16 protein-coding genes and 1 pseudogene are annotated in these 19575 nt (G+C 62.8%); 14 read left to right on the top strand and 3 right to left on the bottom strand.

All coding sequences use genetic code 11. The features are described from left to right. Nucleotides 1-119: 119 nt before the first annotated feature. The 9 genes from OKW29_RS00690 (at nt 120) to OKW29_RS00650 (ending at nt 11711) form a co-directional block, all read left to right on the top strand. Entirely contained in the window at nt 120-638 is a 519-nt protein-coding gene (locus tag OKW29_RS00690) for a hypothetical protein (protein WP_429289574.1), read from the top strand. 643 nt (nt 639-1281) lie between these two features. Further along, nucleotides 1282-1449, top strand: a complete 168-nt coding sequence (locus tag OKW29_RS00685) for a hypothetical protein (protein WP_429289573.1) — start codon at nt 1282-1284, stop codon at nt 1447-1449. 42 nt (nt 1450-1491) lie between these two features. Next, entirely contained in the window at nt 1492-2949 is a 1458-nt protein-coding gene (locus OKW29_RS00680) for a glycosyltransferase family 2 protein (protein ID WP_429289572.1), read from the top strand. A 1225-nt stretch (nt 2950-4174) separates the two neighbouring features. Continuing rightward, nucleotides 4175-4375, top strand: coding sequence for a hypothetical protein (locus OKW29_RS00675; protein ID WP_429289571.1), 201 nt, complete (start codon nt 4175-4177; stop codon nt 4373-4375). Nucleotides 4376-4554: 179 nt separating this feature from the next. Further along, the gene (locus OKW29_RS00670; protein WP_429289570.1) at nt 4555-5607 is read left to right on the top strand and encodes a hypothetical protein; all 1053 of its coding nucleotides are present in this window, start codon (nt 4555-4557) and stop codon (nt 5605-5607) included. Continuing rightward, the gene (locus tag OKW29_RS00665) at nt 5604-6539 is read left to right on the top strand and encodes a fatty acid desaturase family protein (protein WP_429289569.1); all 936 of its coding nucleotides are present in this window, start codon (nt 5604-5606) and stop codon (nt 6537-6539) included. The genes OKW29_RS00670 and OKW29_RS00665 overlap by 4 nt, the downstream gene beginning before the upstream one ends. Next, nucleotides 6536-7282, top strand: a complete 747-nt coding sequence (locus OKW29_RS00660; protein WP_429289568.1) for a metal-dependent hydrolase — start codon at nt 6536-6538, stop codon at nt 7280-7282. The genes OKW29_RS00665 and OKW29_RS00660 overlap by 4 nt, the downstream gene beginning before the upstream one ends. 37 nt (nt 7283-7319) lie before the next feature. Next, nucleotides 7320-8429 carry a hypothetical protein gene (locus tag OKW29_RS00655; protein WP_429289567.1) on the top strand — a complete coding sequence of 370 codons (1110 nt, stop codon included), beginning with the start codon at nt 7320-7322 and terminating at the stop codon, nt 8427-8429. Between the two features lie 705 nt (nt 8430-9134). Continuing rightward, the gene (locus OKW29_RS00650) at nt 9135-11711 is read left to right on the top strand and encodes a hypothetical protein (protein WP_429289566.1); all 2577 of its coding nucleotides are present in this window, start codon (nt 9135-9137) and stop codon (nt 11709-11711) included. 841 nt (nt 11712-12552) lie between these two features. On the opposite strand, the gene OKW29_RS00645 is transcribed toward OKW29_RS00650, so the two are convergent. Then, nucleotides 12553-13449, bottom strand: coding sequence for a LysR family transcriptional regulator (locus tag OKW29_RS00645; RefSeq protein ID WP_429289565.1), 897 nt, complete (start codon nt 13447-13449; stop codon nt 12553-12555). A gap of 110 nt (nt 13450-13559) precedes the next feature. On the opposite strand from OKW29_RS00645, the gene OKW29_RS00640 reads away from it, so the two are divergent. From OKW29_RS00640 to OKW29_RS00620, 5 genes are all read left to right on the top strand, one after another. Then, entirely contained in the window at nt 13560-14696 is a 1137-nt protein-coding gene (locus OKW29_RS00640) for a TDT family transporter (protein WP_429289564.1), read from the top strand. A gap of 110 nt (nt 14697-14806) precedes the next feature. Further along, nucleotides 14807-15799 (top strand): malate dehydrogenase, encoded by a 993-nt coding sequence (locus OKW29_RS00635; RefSeq protein WP_429289563.1) that lies wholly within the window; start codon nt 14807-14809, stop codon nt 15797-15799. 44 nt (nt 15800-15843) lie between these two features. Next, complete coding sequence (locus OKW29_RS00630; RefSeq protein WP_429289562.1) at nt 15844-16764, top strand: substrate-binding domain-containing protein; 921 nt, start codon at nt 15844-15846, stop codon at nt 16762-16764. A 96-nt stretch (nt 16765-16860) separates the two neighbouring features. Continuing rightward, nucleotides 16861-17763 carry a LysR substrate-binding domain-containing protein gene (locus OKW29_RS00625; protein WP_429289561.1) on the top strand — a complete coding sequence of 301 codons (903 nt, stop codon included), beginning with the start codon at nt 16861-16863 and terminating at the stop codon, nt 17761-17763. 581 nt (nt 17764-18344) lie between these two features. Then, a complete protein-coding gene (locus tag OKW29_RS00620) occupies nt 18345-18680 on the top strand; it encodes a hypothetical protein (protein ID WP_429289560.1) in 336 nt (111 codons plus the stop codon). Nucleotides 18681-18840: 160 nt separating this feature from the next. On the opposite strand, the pseudogene OKW29_RS00615 reads toward OKW29_RS00620, so the two are convergent. Both OKW29_RS00615 and OKW29_RS00610 read right to left on the bottom strand, forming a co-directional pair. Further along, nucleotides 18841-19074, bottom strand: a pseudogene (locus OKW29_RS00615) (transposase); the annotation flags it as partial. A gap of 77 nt (nt 19075-19151) precedes the next feature. Continuing rightward, the gene (locus OKW29_RS00610; RefSeq protein WP_429289559.1) at nt 19152-19313 is read right to left on the bottom strand and encodes a hypothetical protein; all 162 of its coding nucleotides are present in this window, start codon (nt 19311-19313) and stop codon (nt 19152-19154) included. Nucleotides 19314-19575: the final 262 nt, after the last annotated feature.

Below are 19575 nucleotides of genomic sequence, written 5' to 3'. Positions count from 1 at the left end.
GCATGCTTCCGGACACGGCCCACGCTCGGCCGCTCGAACTGATTGGCCTCGCGCAGCTATATGCCATGCTCCGGGCATGTGCTCCAGACCGTCTCTTTCAGACAGAGAAACAAGACCGGTTGATCGAAGAGTTCGTCCTCGAAATCATACGGACCGCCGAGCATCATGGTCGAAGCAAGCTTTTTCTCGACTGGAGTCTGGTCTCACGATCCTTCGAAATCGAACTCGCGTTTCTCGCCATTCGCACGAACCGCCATGGCGTGCTGCAAGTCCGCGCCGCCAACTCGCTCGAAGCGTCAGTGACGCACGCGAAGAGGCTCGGTCGAAGCGTTTTCGATCCGCGCGTGCAACTGTTCGCGGCAGAGGTCGGCGGGCGGCAGCAAGCTCTCGCGGCCCACTACGAGAACAGGACAGTTTGCAGTGTCCGCATCGCGAGCAACTTCGAGCGGCTCGCCATCGGCAATCGGCAGGTGCGAGCAACGGGTCGCGCCCCACTGCAGCGCGGCTGGAGCCGTCGCAGCAATCCGGTATCCGACGACCGCGCAAGCGAGATGTCGTGCATCGGCTTGAGCCGGGAGTTCGATGCGGATGAATTGAGCGATGTGCTCCTGCCATACGTCGGCGACTACGTTAGCTAGAGCGCCCCCGGCGAACCACGAGCGGCACGGGCCGTCCCGGCTTGTTGTGTCTCGAAACAACAGACAAAAAAAGCCCGTCCGGATGGCGGGCTAAATCCACAACGAGCGACATGGAGGAAACGTGGACCACTTTAGCAACGCGTCGGATGCGCCGCAATGAAATGAGGCGTGGAGTGAACTTTGTTGAGGTTTGATTGCATCGTATCTGTAGCAAGATCGCATGGTCATCGCCGAAAGTGTGTCCCGGCCGCGGAAACGATGCTTCGCCTGCCTCATCGCTGCTTCGTATCGGCACAGGAAAACGGTTCATTGAACAGATACGCTGGCAAACAGGCTCGCGCTTACTACCCGGGTGGCGATTCGATGGCTTCAGCGTGCAAGCGCGCGATTGACCAAGGGCATACTGCCTGACACGCTATTTCGGATTTCGCACCTGTCATTTGCTTTTTCAGAACCACAGGCATGAACAGTTCCGCACGCGGCGGCCTATCAACGCTGTCCACTACCGACATACCTTCGATTGACGCCTGCACCGTGATCTTCCCGCACACGCCGATCGCGGTGGCTGATCAACGCCAACGGCTTGCCGGCGCTCCCAGCGGTTGACGCTTTTTCGCCCGGTGCGTGGCCACGCATCGGCTTCGTGATGAAGCTCGATTCGCCATTCAAGGCCTTCCTGCACGAACAGCTGGGCTCGCGAGATGCGCTGGCATGCAGCGCGCTCAACTCGTTGCTCGCAGCGCTTGTCTTCTGCGCGCTGAAGCATGAATGGACCAATCTCAGGCCAGTGCTTCAGCTTACGTCGCCCTGAGGCGCCTCCCGCCACTCAACCACAAACCCATCGAGACATCCCTTGAAGACTTCACTCGAACAGGCGTTCTCCCTCGCCTCGCCGCGCTCCGCGCCACGAGCGACGCAGCTGCCTGCTATGCTGGTTCATTGCGGCATCATCGCTCTATGGTTGGTGCTGTTCGCTCGTGCGTTCTTCCTGGACGGCGTGGTGGCGTGGTCCACGGGCATTGCGTATATCGTCTACGACACCTTGCTGCTCGCCTTCGTGACCGTCAAATCGCTGCCTCTCCTGACTCCCGCCAGGAAGCCTGAGCGGGTGCGAGGCAGAAGCAAGATGCCGAGTCTGGGCGTGATCGTGGCGTCGCATAACGAGGCGTCAGTCCTGCCAATCACGCTCGCCGGCTTGCTTGCGCAAATCGATGGTCCGGCGCAAATCGTGATCGCCGACGACGGTTCGACAGACGGCACCGCCGCACTCCTTGCCGAACGCTTCGGCCTGGTTTTGCCGAGCGGGGGCGAGTTGAGTGCGGCGAGTTCACTGCATCCGAACCTGTACTGGCTACGCGTTCCGCACGGCGGCAAAGCGCGTGCATTGAACGCCGCCATCGTCAGGATGACAACCGACATCGTCATGACTGTCGATGCCGACACCCGGCTCGCGAAGGACGCCAGTCTCGCGATGCGCAGTGCCTTCGCCGATAACCCGAAGCTGGTCGCCGCCGCCGGCATCCTCGTGCCGATGTGCGCGAAAACGCTGAGCGGGCGTCTGCTGCAATGGTTCCAGACCTACGAGTACATCCGCAATTTCATCGCGCGTTTTGCGTGGATGCGCGTCAATAGCCTGCTGCTGGTGTCGGGCGCATTCGCCTGCTTTCGACGCAATGCGCTGCTTATGGTGGGCGGTTTCGACCCGCAATGTCTGACCGAGGACTACGAATTGATTCACCGGCTGCATCGCTATGCCGCCGATAACGGCATCGATTGGCAAGTGCAGGTGTTAGGCAATGCGCATGCGCTGACCGATGCACCGGGTACGCTCGGCAGCTTCATGCGTCAGCGACGGCGCTGGTTCGCCGGTTTCCTGCAGACGCAATACTGGAATCGCGACATGATCGGCAATCGCCGCTTCGGCACGCTCGGCCTGCTGATGCTGCCCGTCAAAGCCTTCGATACGGTGCAGCCGATCTACGGACTGACGGCGTTCGCGCTGCTGCTCGCCTTCATCGCCGATCGGCACGGCAGCATCGTGGTGCCGATTTTCAGCGTGATCGGGGCGAAGATCGTCATCGACTTTGCGTTCCATCTCTGGTCGCTGCATCTCTATCGGCGCTGGACGGGCGATCGGGCGACGTCCAGTTTGTGGATGGCGGTGGCCACGGCGGTGGTTGAGCCTTTCACGTTCCAATTGCTGCGGCACGTCGGCGCGACACTTGGTTGGATCTACTTCCTGAGCGGAGCAAGGGCATGGGGTGCGCAGGACCGTACCGGGATCGTCGCTTCTGAGGAGGGACAGAGTTGACGCCATCCCCCTGAATAGATGCCTTATCACCGACAATCCATTTGTCCATTTTGCTTTCACAGCGTCCTGAAACGAGCCACAAACGCGTCGGAACCAAAGAAGCGCCGCGCAGATCATCGCAATGATGCACAGCCATTGGTTGCATTCGAATCTGCGAGCTTCTCGGGGTGCCGCCACGCTCGTAATGCAAGCCGCCGCGTGATGACTTCACACGCTTGCCGGGCGAACATGACCGGGAAGCCGGTTTTCCTATCAACCGTCTTTGTTATTTCGCTCTCTTAACGGCTATGTATACCCCTCACGGATCTGCGGCGCTCTCCAGAAAACACGTTCGACCGCTAGCGCCGATTCGCGCGTCCAATCCGACGGTACAAAAGTTGGCTCGGATTCCTGTCGGCGGTGCTCGCCGTATTGCTGGAAAACTTTCGATTGCGACTGTCGTCGCGCTCAAACTGCGCTTTTTAAGCCTACTTGTAGCACTGGCGCTGCATTTCCCCCAGTATCTGGCAACCGCGGAGTCGCTCCGTCTGCATTCAGCCGATGCGCTGCGACGGATTCTGTTATTCGCGTTCTGCTAGTGGAGATCTTCGCGCTCACGAGTATGGCGCTTAGCAAGCAACGGCGCATGAACGGAGTGGCATTCATTGTCGTCATTCTGTCGATCGTGCTCGCCGGATCGTAAGTGACGGCATTTCATTCGATCGCCCTCAATGCAGCGCAACGGATTCCTGCCGAAAGGCTGCAGATGTAACTGAACGGGGCACATGACCTGGTTGAATCCGATTCTCGTGCTTTTCGACTTCGCGTCAAGCCGAACTTCTTCGCATTTCCGAGCACATCGAATTTGGAGCGCGTCGACTACCGGCGCGGTCATGAGTATCTGACGCTGGTCGCCGACATGCAGGCGCGCCGGGTCGTGTTCGTCACGACCGGCAAGGATGCCAGCACGATTGAACGCTTTGCGCCGGGAAGGGTCCGACCGTTCCTGATCGGCGCAGCGTGCAGCGCCGCGGATCTTAACGTGCGATTCGCGGGCTCGGGCGGTCGGCGTGAGGTCGGTCGCTCTGGACTCGCGGCAGCGCCGCGAATGCCACGTGATTCGGCCATGCGCTGGGGCCAATAGCATCGAAGCGATTCGACGGGACGTTGTGCCATCCGGCAGATCCACGGCTGTTGGATCTTTACCGAATTGAATCTCCCGCACCGACGCGAAGGACCTGTACCTATGAAAGTCAGTCGCAATGCTCAACGAACCATCGAGTATCTGCACGAACACCAGCCCACGACCGTTGCGCGCATGGTCCTCGACGGCGGGATGAATTCGCGCGACGCATCGAATGCCGTCCACGATGGCGTCGGGCGCGGCGTGTTCGAAGCGTCACGCACCCCGGCGCAAGCCGAGGCGAGAGACCGCAATATCAGCTGATCGGGCAGCCGCTGCGCATCAACAGATCGGTCACCAGGGCGCCGTCATTCGACGCACTGCTTGCGGTGCGGGAGATCACGAGTGTGTCGCCCCAATGGCCCGACGAGCGCAAGCAGGTGGTGCAGGTTGAATGACAGCGCCTTTGTTTGCCGGCAATCAAGATGTGACCGGACCAGGTGATGCTCGCGCTGGCGCTGCTCTGTCGCAGCACAATGGTCCTCTGCGCAGATGAATTGTCGTTTGGGCGTAACGCTCTCGCAGGCCGGCGCCAAGCATTCCGTCAACGTTGTCGACCGCTTCCCCGAACGGCCTCAGCCGGTTCAGGGTCACCGCAATCCTCCCTCCTGGCCAACCACGATCGCACTGCTTTGTGGCGAAAGGGCCCGGCGCGCCACACCGCAACGCCTGTCACGGTCGTGACATATGTTTTTGGCGAAATACGTCACCTTTGGGCAACGGCCGGCGATCCTGGCCTTCAGCCTGATCGCGACCGCGACGCCATGGACCCCAGCCTTCATTTCCTGACAGCCCTCACCCTGCACCCGGCAACCGAGGCGCGCGCGCAGGCTCGCTTCCTCACGTTGCGCGACATGCCCGCCCTGCTGGATCTCGAACGCGAGAAATGGTACGACGACCAGGCCGCCTCGCAAGCCGACCTGCGCGCGCGCATCGACGCCCATCCCGAACTGGCGGTCGGCGCATTCTGCACACGCACCGGCCGCATGCTCGCGTCGCTGTTCCTCAAACCGGTGCCCGATGACTTCTGCCAACGCGTCCTCACCTGGAAAGACTGCACCTTGCTGCCGAGCCCGCGCAACAGTTCCTCTTTGTTCGGCATCAGCCTGAGCAGCCGCGATCCGCTCGGCGTCGATGCCCTGCTGAAATTTTTCTGGCCGCATGCGCTCAAGGGCGGCTGGCGCCACATCTACCTCGGCTCGCCGGTGCCGGGGCTGCGAGACTGGCGGCGGCACCATCCGCAAGGCCGCGTCGAAGACTACGTGTCCCGCCGGCGCGCGCGCCTGCCCGCCGATCCGCAACTGAGGTATTACCATTCGCGTGGCTTCAAGGAAATCGTTTGCGTCAAGCCAGGCTACTTCCCTCATGAGCGATCGCTCGATCATGGTGTGGTGCTGCGCGGCGCGATCCCGCTGTCGGCTCTGTCGCCGGTATGGCAAGCACTCTCGCTCACGTCGGTACGACGCATCACCCAGCCACTGACCCAGCTGCTATGAATCCAGCGCCACAGATCAACGGCCGCACGCCCTGGCGCGCCAGCCTGCTTGTCGACTTGCCGAGCGGCCTCTTCCTGCTGGGCGTGGCAGCCAACACGGCGCTGATCGCGTGCACCGCACATGAGTGGCTGCGCGCGCTGCTGGCTTTGCCGCAAGCGCTGCTACTGGCCGGCTGCCAGGAAGCCAAGCACCTGTGCGTGCACGGAAGCTTCCTGACCAGGCGACGCGCGAACGACCTGGTGGGCACCGTCTGCGCCGCGCTGTTCGGGGTGAACTTCGTGGCCTACCGGTATTTTCATTTTCAGCACCATCGGTTCACCTGCACCGAGGCCGATCCGGAAGGCAGGCTCTACGCGCTGAGCTGGCGCACACGCTGGGTTTGGCTGCTGGCGCCGGTGGAGGTGCCCTGGGTCGCCTTCCATATCAACCGGACGGCATGGTCGTTGGTGCCGGCGGTCCGGCGCCCTGCACGCCGCGCAGCGCTGGGCGGCATGCTCGCGATCGCGTCGCTGCTCGGCCTATGCGCGTGGCGTGCGCCGCAGGCCGTGCTGTGGGCATACGCAATACCGCTTGCACTGCATTCGTGGTTCGACTTCCTGCTGACCCAGGCCGAGCACCACGGCGTCGCGGTACTGCCGTCGTCGTGCAGGCGAGATCCTGGCGCCGTGACGCACGACGTCGTGTTGCCATTCGGACTGGGCTGGCTGAATCTGCACCGCTCGCTGCACCGAGTGCACCACCGGTATCCCAGCTTGCGGTGGTTCGAAGCACCGGCCCGCCTGCGCGACGATCCCACTGCGTCGCCCATTTCCTATGGGACGTTCGTCCGCGACTGGCTGGCCGCCGGGCCTCGCCTATGGTGTCCTGGCGATGCGGCGTCGCCACGGACCGAACACGCTGACACGCACTCCCGCACCACGGCTCGTCCATGACCCTCCACGCTTCGACGACTCACCGCGGCCCCACGCCCTGGAACCGGACCCTTCTGCGCAGCCGGCTTTTCGACGCCCTGTCGCTGCTGCTGCCGGCCGGCGAGACGTTCTTTGTCGCGACGCTCGAACAGTGGCTTGCCCAGCCAGGCGATGTGCCCGACGCCCGCTTGCGGGCGGAACTCGGTCGTTTCATCCGCGAGGAACGCGCGCACCAGCGAGCCCATGACCGTTACAACGCGGCGTTGATCGCCCGGACGCCGGCGGCGAGCGCCGCGGCGCTGCGGGCCGCCCGCGCTGCCGACCAACTGGCAGGCTGGAGCCTGCCGTCGAAGATGGCGCTGGTCGCCGCGTTCGAGCACCTGACCACCGTGCTGTCGCGCGAGATCCTCGAGCGGCCCTATCTGATGGTCGACGACGCCTCGTTGCAAAGCCTGACATGGCGCTGGCATGCGCGAGAAGAACTGGATCACAGCCACATCGCAATGGAGGCCGCCGCGCAGTACGGCATCGGCCGCGCGCGGCTAGTCCTCGCGCTGGTGCTGGCCACCGGCTACCTTGCCTTCGACGTGCTGCAATGCACGCGAGCCCTTTGCCGCTGCGACGTCGCCGCGGGTGCGAGCCGCTGGAAGCTGCTGGCCGACGCCTGCAGCTTCGCCATCGGCGGTCTGCCGTCGCTGGCGCGCATGGCGCTGCGCTGGTGGGACATCGTCATGCCGGCCCGTGTTTCCAGCCGGGCCACCTGACTGCGCTTCGCCGCACCCTCTCACTGACAGTGCCCTCATGAGTCGTTTCGAGTTCTCGCTAGCCGGCCCCGGCGACGATGCGCAATTGCGCGAGCGTCTCGCCGGCGACTGGATCGAAGGCGCCGCCGCCATCAGCCTGCGGCGCGAGCCGTCTTACTTCGGCGCTTGCCGGCTGCAAGGGGATCCGGTGCAAGTGATCGTCGGCCGCGATAGGGCCGACGGGCGCATCGTGGTGATGGGAAGCCGCTGCGTCTCGACCAGCTTCGTCAACGGGCGGCCCGAGCGCACCGCCTACCTCGCTGATCTGCGCATCCATCCGGCCTATCGGAACGGAACCCTGCTGTCACGGACCTACCGGTTCCTGCGCACGCTGCACGAGGCCGATCCGCTGTCGTGCTACGTACTGATCTACGACGACAACGCCGCTGCCCTGAATAGCCTCGTGAGTGGCCGGGCAGGCTTGCCGGTTCATCTGCCTCGCGGACGCCTCGTCGCGCCGGCCCTGCACCTGACGAAACGCCGGCCGCAGTTGACGGTGTCTGGGGTTGAACTGCGCCGTGCCCGAGCCGACGAACTGCCCGAGCTCGTCCGCTTCCTGAACCAGCAACGTGCCGGCTACCTGTGGGCGCCCGTTCTCAGCGTCGACGACTTTTCGCCTGGCGGCCGCTGCGACAGTCTGCAAGCGCAAGACTTCTTCGTAGCGCTGCGGCAGGGGCGCGTGTGCGCGACCATGGCAGCGTGGGACCAGTCGAGCCTGCGCCAGGCGCATGTCGAGCGCTATGCGCCCTCGACCGCCTGGATCCGCCCCGGCTACAACCTGTTCGCCCGCCTGCGGCGGCTGCCGCGACTGCCGGCGCCGGGACAGGCGCTACCGTATGTGTACCTCGCCTTCATCGCGGTCGAGGACGGCGCGCCAGCGCTGGGCCGCGCGCTGCTGCGCCAGGTCTACAACGCGTTGTGCGGCGGACGCTGGCTGTATGCGCTGGCGGCGCTGCATGAGGACGATCCGCTGTCGGCCGTGTTCGCCGAATATCGGACCACCACATCGGTGGTGCGTCTTTACGAGGTCGATTTCGACGTCGCACCCGGCGACGCATCACGGCGGCCGGCCGGCGCGAGGCCGCGCATCGAGTTTGCGATGACCTAGGGCCGCAAGCGGTGCGCCACGTCGTGCCGGCGCACGCGGCTTCGCATCTGGCGCGGCCTTGTCCGGTTCGGGTCGATATCATGGCCCTGCCCCTACCCTGGCTTTTTATGGCCACAGGAACATGCCATGACCGGAGCTCGACCTGCGGCGTCGGGAAACCACACGCGGCAAACTAGCAATACTAGTCACGCCCCCACCCTGCCGCACGCCGGATCGCCAGGGCTTACGGCGCCGCCGAAGCCTAAAAAAAGCTCGCGAAGACCCTCCACGTCGCATCTACCTGAGAAGGAAGCGCGTAATAAGCGCCCAAGCGTCGTCGTGCCGGCAGGAGACGCGGCAACCCGCCGTGCGCTAACGCCGCCGAAAGCTGCCGGGAGTGAATCGAAATGCGAAACACAGTGGCAGACACCGCCCAAGAACCCGCTCAGAAGGATCCTACGCGCTCCTCTCCCCTCCGAAACACCGGCCACAGCCAATACCTCAAGCCTTCCGGACGATGCTCCACCTCGAGGTTCAGCCCCCTCTTCGGTATCGGCCGCAGACGCTTCGGTATCGGCCGCAGACAATGCGCCACGCGATTCGGGCGACGTTCCACCTCCACCTCCGCACACCTCCCAGAGACGGGTCACAGCCAATCCGGAAGGTCGTGAGGACGAGTGGGAGGAGCTCTATAGCCGCTTCGGACAGCTGGGCAACACGGGGAAAGTGCCCGGCGTACCCGCGAAGCAGTTCAAGGGCGAATGGGCAAGCGGAGTTGCGGCACAAATCTGCAATGAATGGGTCGCAAGCCAGACTGCGAAGGCCCCCACCAACGTTTCGATCCCCGACCTGGCGCATATTGCAGCGCTGGAATACGAGCGCAAGCACCCCGGGGATATTCCTGCGCACCAGCGGCTGTTGCCATCAGGCGCCCGGGACGAGGATTACCTCGAGGCCCAAGTCCGGACCTTCCTGACTGCAGTGGGTGAGGATCCGGACAAAGTGCTGGAAAGCTTCAAGAAGGCGGGCCTGGGGGGCCTCCATCGCCAGCATGCCGTGCTCGCATCCTCGACCACCAGCGCCATCGGCATAGCCCAGACCATGGCCCCGGACCCCACCACCAAGACAGTCCTCTCCGGCGTGCGGTGGGTGTTGCAACTGTTCGCCACCAGAACCATCCTCGACTCGGCCAAGCGGCGCTTTCGAAACTCCGGATCCGAAGAGGTGATGGTGGACGGCCGTGCGGACGCGCCGAAGAGCGCCAAGGAGGGGGACAGCCTGCTGCAGGCCTCGTTCCGGCTCGTCCGCGATCTGCGGGGCGCGGAGAAGAACCTCAGGCAAATCGAGGCGGCGCTAGCCGACCTGGAAGCGGCCTACAGCCGGCATGACCAGGCAGAGGTGCAGAAGGCCCACGAGCGGCTGGATATCGCGCACGCGAAGTTCTGCTACCTGGCGGAACTGAAGTCGCGCTACAAGACCGCCTCTGAAAGCGCCAAGGTCGAATGGTACGGTAACCAGCGCTCCCTGATTGGCGGCTATGTCGGCAACGCAGTCAGCCTGCCGGCCACCGTGCTGGCGATCCTGACGCCTGGCCTGGTGGCGGCGCCCGTCACGGCTGGCGTAAGCGCGGGAGCCGCTGCCCTGAGCCTCGCACTGTACTTCGGCTATCAGTTGAGCAACGGTCCCAGCAAGGATGGCGAAGCGAAGGCGAAACGGGCCATCGTGGCGCTCATCAGGTCCGACGACGTGCTGGACGGCCATCGGAGAGCCATCCAGAAGGAACGCGCGCAAGCCTACAAGAGCTATCGCGAACAAAAAAAGAAGGCCCGGTGGTACTGCGGCCAGGACCGGGTTGGGGCCGAGGCGAAAGCCAGGAGGGAGTTGCTGGCGGAGTTGCAGAAGATCGCACAGAAGGACGCCGAGGTGTTGAGGGACGTGTCGGAGTTTGAGCCTCGCAAGAACTGGGAGGACTATAGGGACTATGTAGCGGCCGAAAAGCGCGCTCAGGAGGTCGCCGCTGCCGATCCGTCCCGACGCGATGAAGTGAAACAGTCGCTGGAGGTACTGAAGGCGAAGTTCGAGTCCGACCATAAGGCGCATTTCAACCCTAAGGCGGTCGCCGAAGCATGGAAGACGCCGTTGCGAATGCGCTTCGACAGCGCGCGGCGTCTGCTGGCAGGCAAGGTCGCCGAGGCGCACGGTGAGATGATGCGGCATCACAAAAAGACTGCAGCGCTGAGACGATCCCTGCGACGGGCCGGACGGGAGGAAGTGAATCTGCAGGGCCCTCAAGGCATGGACCAGGAGACGAAGCTCAAGGCGCAGCTGCTGGAACTGTTCAACCTTGAGCTGGCGCTGAACCGCATGCAGCAGGTGATCGATGGCAAGAGCGGCGATCCGGACGCGACGATGGGCCTGGCAAGTCAGGCGCTAGGCGCCGTGCAGAACACGTACGTTCGTGATCTGTTCTGCGGCGACAGCCGGCAACAGGTGGATGCGACGAAGAGGGCCAAGATATTGACCATCGGCGAGCAGCAGCGCTACACCTACACGAACGGCGGCTCGGCTGCCGTGGGCATCCTCGCCAACCTTGTCGCAACAACTGCGGGCATGATAATCAACAGCGAGAAAGCGGCGCTAGCCGCACAAGGCATCCACTTCAAGACAGAGTTCGCGGACGAGAAGGATTTCATCCCCCTTTCGCAGACCAGCGCGCCGTTCACGGCTCACTATACGGCCGCCAATCGCACGACACTCCAGAAAACGTGGATGCAATGGATCCTGGAGGTGCTCGAGCGCGAGGGCGATCCGATCGAGCTGCCGATCGCGCTGCCCGCAGCCGCGGCTGTTCTGGATGAGCAGAACCCGTGGGTCGCTCATGCACTGGAACGACTGGTGCAGCAACTTGCGCAGACCAAGGGCGTCCCGGACAAGATCGCGATAACGTTCCTGCCGCCCGGCGGCGCGCCGGGGGCGCGCAGTACGCAGGTGTCGGTGAATTTGAAGGGCACCAAGGCCTATTACGACTACGAATACCAGCAGGCATCCCCTAGCCGCAAGGCCAGGTACCAGGCGAGGAAGGCGCGCGCAATTGCGAATGAAACGGCAACATCGTTGCTTGGCCTGGTCGTGCAGGTGGCTGCGCAACCCCCGTTGCGAAAGACCCGCAAAGCGCTCAATGGCGCCGCGGCATTGGGTCCCGATGTACGTAAGAAGCTGCGCATGCCGAGCGATGAACCGGCGTTTCCGCGCCTTGGCGGCCAGAATCCGCAGGTTGGCACGTCAAGGGGCGGACGGCGCTAATTACAACGGCGAGACACCCGTCACTGCGGGCCTAACGCGCTGGAACATGAGATCGCGGTCAAGAACCACGAGCATCGCGCCGACGAGGGATATCTCTGTGAGTACGCAAGACGGCGCAAAATGTCCCAGTCTGTCAGTCACGATGAAATGCCTCTGGAGCACCCTGTCAGCCGGCACCGCAGCGTTAAGGTACGGGATTCTTTTTTGCATGCGGCTTTGCCCAAATGAAGTCCATCCGTGAAACGAAAGTCGCCGACGCCTTCGCCCTTTCCCGACGCTCGTCCAAAGACGTCGATTCGCCCGCGCAATGCTACAGACCGGCCATTTGCCGAAAGCAGCGTCGGTCCGAAACCGGCGTAGCGCTCGCGGATGGTCGAAAGCGCCCGATCGGCCCTCGCCGCGTCCAACCGGTTGTTGTTGGGCTTCGAGCGCCAACGCGACCGAAGACCTTCCGACCCATGGTCGCGCAACCGACCGACCAGGCGGCGGATCTGGCGCCTCGTCAGTCAGAGTTGTTCCGCTGCATGCCACGGCTTGAGCTTGCGGTCGGCGACGTCCCGGATGACCTTGAATCTGTCGAACTCCCTCATAAGTGCGAATTTTGATCCGATCGCAAGGACAGGAGCGTCTTGCGAGTCGTGGGCTACATGGCGGGAAAAGCACGACAACACATCCCGATTTAACTCATCGAGAATTTGCCGATAGTTTCGCGGCGTCACGCGCGAATTGAAGGCGACGTGTGACACATCAGGTTCCCGCGCTTCCTCGAGAAACCCGCGTAGCGCCCGACTATCGATGGCAAAACCGCCCCCGATGCGTTTAAACGGTTGAACTACGCGAGTTACGCCGGCGTCGATTCGAGCATCTGGCCAATGAGCGTATGAAACGCGCGCGCACTTGGACTCAAGCCGCGTGCCTTACGCCAGATCATGCTCAGCTCGCGCCCGATTTTCAGATCGACAACCGGCAACTGCACCAGCGTGCCGGACGCCAACTCTTCGGCGACAGCGTGACGCGAGACCCAAGCCACCGCCCTGCCATGGCGCAGCAGGCGCTTGATGGCCTCCGGACTGCCAACTGAAAGCTTCGGCGACAACTCGAACCCATGCTGCGCATAGGCCTGCTCGACCACGCTGCGCGTGCCGGAGCCAGGTTCGCGCATGACCAGTTCCGCCCTGCCAAGCGCGTCGGCACGGAGTTTGCGCTTGCGATTAAGCGGGTGAACCGGACTTGCCACGGCAATTAGTTCGTCGTGTCCGATCACGACGGCATCGAACACGGCGGCATCGTATGGACCTTCGACGAGTCCGATCTGACGTTCATGGGCCAGCACGGCCTCTTCCACATGCTCAGTGTTCGATACCGCGAGGTCAATGCTGATACCGGGGTAAAGACGTCGAAATTCATCCAGTACCGGTGGCAGCAGATACACCGCGATCGTGCGGCTCGCGGCGATCCCAAGGTGTCCGCGAGTCAGCCCGGCAAACTCGCCGATCGCCGTCTCGGCGGCCTCCGCCAGCGAGAAGATCTGGGCAGCGAAGTCCGCCAGCAGGCGACCCGCTTCGGTCGGCTGCATCCCGCGCGGCAGGCGGTCGAAGAGCGGCACCCCGAAACGCTCCTCCAGTTCGCGGATCTCTCGCGTAAGCGCAGGCTGGCTGACATGCAGGCGTTCCGACGCAGCGGTGACGCTGCCGGTTTCCACCACCGAGAAAAAAGCCGCCAGATGGGTGAAATTCATTGCGGGCCTTCCATATCGGATTAGCATCGCATCGATGCGAAATATGTATTTCTAATATATCAGTCGCACGCCTAAAGTCCAGTCATGCAATGGCTCCTGTGGAGACGATCATGACCGCGACAACCCACGTGCGCGCACCATCTGCCCTCACGCAAAGCTTTTCCGACAAGATTCGCCAGTTCACGCCGAACTGGTTCGCGATGACAATGGGCAACGGGATCGTGTTCCTCGTGCTCGCCGCGCTGCCGGTGCATTTCAGTGGTCAACGGGCGATCAGCGCATCGCTGTGGGGCGTGGACATCGTTCTCTACGCCATATTCGCGGCGATGTTCGCGGCCCGCTGGATTTGCTTCCCAGAGACCATCAAGCCGCTACTGCATCATCCGCTTCAGTCGATGTTTCTCGGCGCGTTGCCCATGGGCCTCGCCCCGATCATCAACGGCATTGTGCTGTTCGCCGGTCAGCGTTTCGGCGCGGGCGCATACACGCTCGCCTACGTCTTGTGGTGCTTCGACGCGGTGCTGGCGGTGGTCGTCGCAATCGGTGTGCCGTATCTGATATTCACTGAACAAATCCATGCGTTCGAGCGCCTGACAGCGGTGCTGTTGTTGCCGATCGTTGCTCCCGAAGTCGCGGCTTCGAGTGCTGCGACGCTTGCCCCCCACCTCGCCGCCGAAACCGCGCGTGTCGTGATCGGCGCGGGCTACGTGTTGTGGGCCATCTCGGTGCCGCTCGCCTTCTCGGTGCTCACGATCGTGTTCTTCCGCCTTGTCATTCACAAGCTGCCGCATCGCGACCTCGGCCCCTCCAGCTGGCTGACCCTGGGCCCAATCGGCACCGGCGCACTGGGTCTCCTCACGCTCGGTCAGGCAGCTCCGGGCGCCTTCGCGGGTACCTCGCTTGCCAGCGTTGCGCTGCTTGCGCGGGACCTGGGCGTCATCGGCTCGTTGCTGCTCTGGGGCGTGGGCCTCTGGTGGCTCGCCGCGGCGATTCTCTTCACGTTGCGCTATCGCCGCGAAGGCCTGCCGTTCAATCTCGGCTGGTGGGCCTTCACGTTTCCGCTCGGCGTCTATGCGGTTGCGACGCTGAGTCTGTATCGCGTAACCGGGTTCGGTGTGTTCGCCGCGACCGGTACGATGCTCGCCGCGCTGCTCATCGGACTGTGGACCCTCGTGCTGTCGAAGACTCTGCGGGGACTCGTGCGAGGTCATATGTTTCACGCACCCTGCCTGGCAGCCAGCCACTGACTATCAATTCTCGACCGGCCGATGCATTTCACCTGACCGACGGTTACGTACCGCACGCGATGCGCGTGCACATCGCTCAACTCGCATGCCTCACCCATCAGGAGAAGATCATGTCTAACCCAGCCAAGCGTGTTGCAGTGACAGGCGCTGCCGGGCAGATCGCCTACTCGCTGCTGTTCCGGATCGCGCGTGGCGACCTGCTCGGCAACGACCAGCCGGTGATCCTGCAGTTGCTCGAACTTCCGCAGGCACTCGACGCGCTGCGTGGGGTCGTGATGGAACTTGAAGACTGCGCGTTCCCACTGCTGCAATCGATTCAAATCAGCGACGACCCACACGTTGCATTCCGCGACGCTGACTATGCGCTGCTCGTCGGTTCGCGACCACGCAGCAAGGGTATGGAACGGAGCGACCTGCTCGCAACCAACGCAGCGATCTTTCGCTCGCAAGGACACGCGCTGAACGAAGTCGCGAGCCGCGACGTCAAGGTGCTGGTGGTCGGCAATCCGGCGAACACCAATGCGTGGATTACGCGTCGCTTTGCACCCGATCTGGCCGCCGATGCGATCACCGCCATGATCCGGCTCGACCACAATCGTGCTGTCTCGAAGCTGGCCGCGCGATGCGGCGTGCCAGTCGATTCGGTCAGCCGCATGGTCGTGTGGGGCAACCATTCGCCGACGATGTATCCGGACTACCGCTTCGCGCGCATCGGTCAGGAGTCCGCTCGCGCGCTGCTTGCCGACGAACGCTGGAACCGCGACGTGTTCATCCCCGAAGTCGCGCGACGCGGCACGACGATCATCGAAGCACGCGGCGCGTCATCGGCGGCCTCTGCCGCCAACGCAGCGATTGACCAGATGCGCGACTGGGTGAGCGGAAGCGACGGCAGGTGGGTGTCGATGAGCATCCCATCGGATGGTTCGTACGGCATTCCCGATGGCTTGATGTTCGGTGTTCCTGTGATCTGCCGCAACGGCACGTTCGAACGCGTGACCGGTCTTGCGATTGACGACTTCGCCCGCGAGCGCATCGACCTTTCCGCGCAGGAGCTGATGGAAGAAGCCCACGCTGTCGGCAGCCTGTTCGCGGCGGGACAGTAACGCATTCAGGACCCCCGTACAAACCATATGAAGGAGACAACGCCATGAAACGCCTTTTTCTGATGCTCGGACTTGCACTCACTCTGTTCGGAAGAATCATGTACGCCCAGGCAACTGACGACGGGACCGTCACCGTCCCGAGTCACCATTCGGTGACACAAACGGCCGACAAGCCCGAATCGCTGACCCGATCAAGGGGCCTCACGCTCGTCAGCCAGCCGTCTCATGCAGCAGAACCGCTCCATGTATACGGCCCCGGCGGCCCCGCACCAGCGATGAAGGCGGCCGCTGCAGCGTTCGCGAAGCAAACCGGCGTGGAAGTCGACGTGACTGCGGGCCCAACACCGCAATGGGCCGAGGCGGCGCACGGCGATGCTGACCTGTTGTATTCCGGCTCAGAGGACATGATGTCGGGCTTCATCGCGAAGTTCGGCGACCAGCTCGTTGCAAAGAGCGCCGAGCCGCTCTACCTGCGTCCCGCCGTGATCCTTGTGCGGCCGGGCAATCCGCGCCATATCCGAGGCATCACCGATTTGCTCAGTAGTGAAGCGCGCGTGATGGTGGTCGATGGCTCCGGTCAAAACGGACTGTGGGAAGACCTTGTTGGCCGCGACGGCGATATCCGGCAAGTGAAGGCGTTACGCCGGAACATCGCCGCGTTCACACCGAATACCGCGGAAGCGCTGAAACGGTGGAACAGCGATCCGGCCATCGACGCGTGGATCGTCTACAACATATGGGCCATTGCGCATCCGGGTGTAGCGGACATCGTGCAGATCGAGCCGCAGTACCGGTTGTATCGCGATTGCGGCGTGGTGCTGACTCAGCGCGGAGAGGCCCGCGACACGGTCCGGCAGTTCGTGCAATTCCTCGAAGGACCGCAAGGTCGGGCGATTTTCGGGCAATACGGTTGGACCGACCGGGCCGGACAGGCCCCGGCGACAACCTCAGACGCCATGCAGTAGCGACAACAGGCCAGCCCGCAATCGCTGACCGGAATCACGATCAGGACAAAGGTCCCGTTCTCGTGCACACATTCATTCTGATCGGAAGCAATCGTCATGCTCGACCTTAATGACCTTTATTACTTTTCGGTCGTAGTCGAAAAGCGCAGCTTTTCCGCGGCGGCTGAAGTGACCGGCGTGCCGAAGGGCACATTGAGCAAGCGCATGAGGGCGCTGGAGCAAACGCTCGGCTTGCGGCTTGCCAACCGGACCACCCGGACATTCTCGCTGACCGAAGCTGGCGAGGACATCCATCAGCACTGCCTGCGCGTGATGAACGAGGTACGCGGCGCACAGATGGCGGCGCAGGCGCGTCTCAGCGAACCGGTTGGACGCGTGCGAATAACGTGCTCGGGTGAAATGGTGAGCATGGCACTCGAGGAACTGATGCCTCGCTTTCTTGCCCGGTATCCGAAGATCGACATCGTTCTGCTGACAGCGAGCCGCTATGTTGATCTTGTCGACGAAGGGTTCGACCTGGCGCTTCGCAGCCATACCGCGCCGTTGCAAAATTGTTCGCTGATCGCGCGTCAGGTCGCACAGACTCACTGCATCCTCGTGGCGAGTCCGGCGTTCTTCGCCGACGGCGAACCGAGCACGCCGCAGGAACTGGACGGCGTGGCCGGCTTGCAACTCAAGCGCGCTGATTTAGCCAGCGTGTGGCGCGTGCACGCATCGGACGGACGCACCGCGGCGGTAACGTTCCATCCGAAGTTGTACAGTAACAGTGCGAGGCTCGCCCGCAAGTCAGCAATCGCGGGCCAGGGGGTCGCCCTGTTGCCACAGCCGCTCTGCTGTGACGACATCGCGCAGGGACGATTGATACGCGTGCTGCCTGACTGGCATATCCCGCGCGAGACGCTCAGCCTGGTCTTTCCTTCGCAACGCGGTATGACACAGGCACTGCGAACCACCGTCGATTTCCTTGCTGACGAGCTGCCAGGATATCTGAGCCAGTGAGCGTGCCCGCAAGGCTTTGGCGGCGCGGCGGGAGCTCTTTCAGAACGGGCGCCACAGTTTCTGGGGGGAAACGGTGTTGCGCCAGTCGGCACCTTCCACTGCAATCACGCGCGCTCTAGAATCTGGCATTGCAACGGGCCACCTTTTCACCTATCCCCGCCGTGCCCCCCTCAGTCGCAGTCTGTTGGCATGCCTGCGTCTGTTGCCGCCAAACATATTCGCGCGCAACCCGATGCCCCCGACGTACGCCGTCCGTCTTTGATTGGCAGGGCTTGCACCGCCCTGAATCGTCTGAAGGTGCCCGATGTTGATCACGCAAATTGCCCAGACTCCGTGCGGCCGAAACGGTGGGCTCGACGAGTGCCGTATGGGATGGTCGAATCGACACGAACGCGGTTCAAGGACTAGCCGATGAACGCCGCCGGGAAGTCCCCGCGTTTGCTGGCTGAAAATGGCACACGCCCCGTCCGGCGACACCGACTCGGGTAAGCCGATTCGGTCGCACATCAGGAAAGCGGTATGCGTGCATTGAGGCACCGCGCTTGAAACTTCCCGCGGCAATGCGGAGGAATTCTTATCATATGAAAGTCAACCGCAATGCTCAACGACTGATCGAATATCTGCGCGAACACCAGCCCGCGACGGTTGCGCGTATGGTCCTTGACGGCGTCTTGAATGCACCCGACGCGTCGAATGCCATCCACTACGGCGTCAGGCGAGGCGTATTCGAGCGCGTCGCACATCCAGGAGCAGGCCCTGGCGAGCGTCCGCAGTATCGATTGACCGGCCAGCCACTGCACCTCAGCAAATCGGTCGCCAGCGCGCCGTCATTCGACGCTCTGCTTGCGGCGTGGGGAATCACGTCTGCGTCACCGGAATGGCCCGACGAGCGGAAGCAGCTGGTGATGGTTGAATGACAGCGCGGGTCCGGACGATACCCCGCTGCATCGGCTCTCCCCTGTCTCTAACGAAGGGCCCGCCACTGTGCGGCCCCTTCTGCATGGCAATAACGGTGCGCGTCCGCCACCGCCACGTCAGAAAAGGGGCGCGCAACGCGCAAGCGGTGGGCCGGTTTACTCATAAGTCAGTAACATAGCGGACAGATGGATGTTGAAAGAACGATCGCACCAGAGAGGGCCTATTGCCGATATCGGCGAGCTGTTTGCGAATGCGTTGGGCGAGTTTTTCGCCCTTCATCAAAGGACGTCTGGCAACGCCGGTACGCTTGGCATGGCTCCAGACCAGCTCGTCGGGATTCAGATCCGGTGCGTAACCAGGCAGGAAGTGCAGGGTTAATTTCCCTTGGGTGCTGCAGCTCGCTGGAGGCATCGGTGACGCATGCGAAGAGGATTGGCAGGAGTGTTTTCGACCCCCGCGTTCAACTGCTTTCAGCAGATGTCTTTGGGCAGCCTGAAGTTGTCGCGGCCCACTACGAGAACATAGCGGTTTGCAGCGTCCGCATCGCGAGCGACTTCGAGCGTCTTGCAATCCGACACCGACGGGTGCGAAAAACGGGCCACGCGCTTTTGCGGCAAGGCTGGAGCGTTCACAGTAGTTCGGCGCCCGAAAACCACTCAAGCGCGATGTTACGCTTCGGTTTGAGCCGGACTTTCGATGCTGATGAATTGAGCGACACGCTCCTGCCGTATGTCGGCGAGTACGTTAGCTAGACCTCTATTACGTGTTGCATGGGTGGCAAAGGGTGGGCTGTTGCTTCGTCGCCCGCTCGGATCACGGCGCTGGCCAGACGCTGAAACGGCTCCGCGAAGCGAGGCGAAGCGCACTGCCGGTTCACCTCAACCAACAATGCGT

It is taken from the genome of Paraburkholderia sp. CI3 (genome assembly GCF_050436505.1).
Taxonomy (GTDB): domain Bacteria; phylum Pseudomonadota; class Gammaproteobacteria; order Burkholderiales; family Burkholderiaceae; genus Paraburkholderia; species Paraburkholderia tuberum.
The sequence above is the reverse complement of the archived record's forward strand: the minus strand, read 5'-3'. Positions and strand labels throughout refer to the sequence as shown.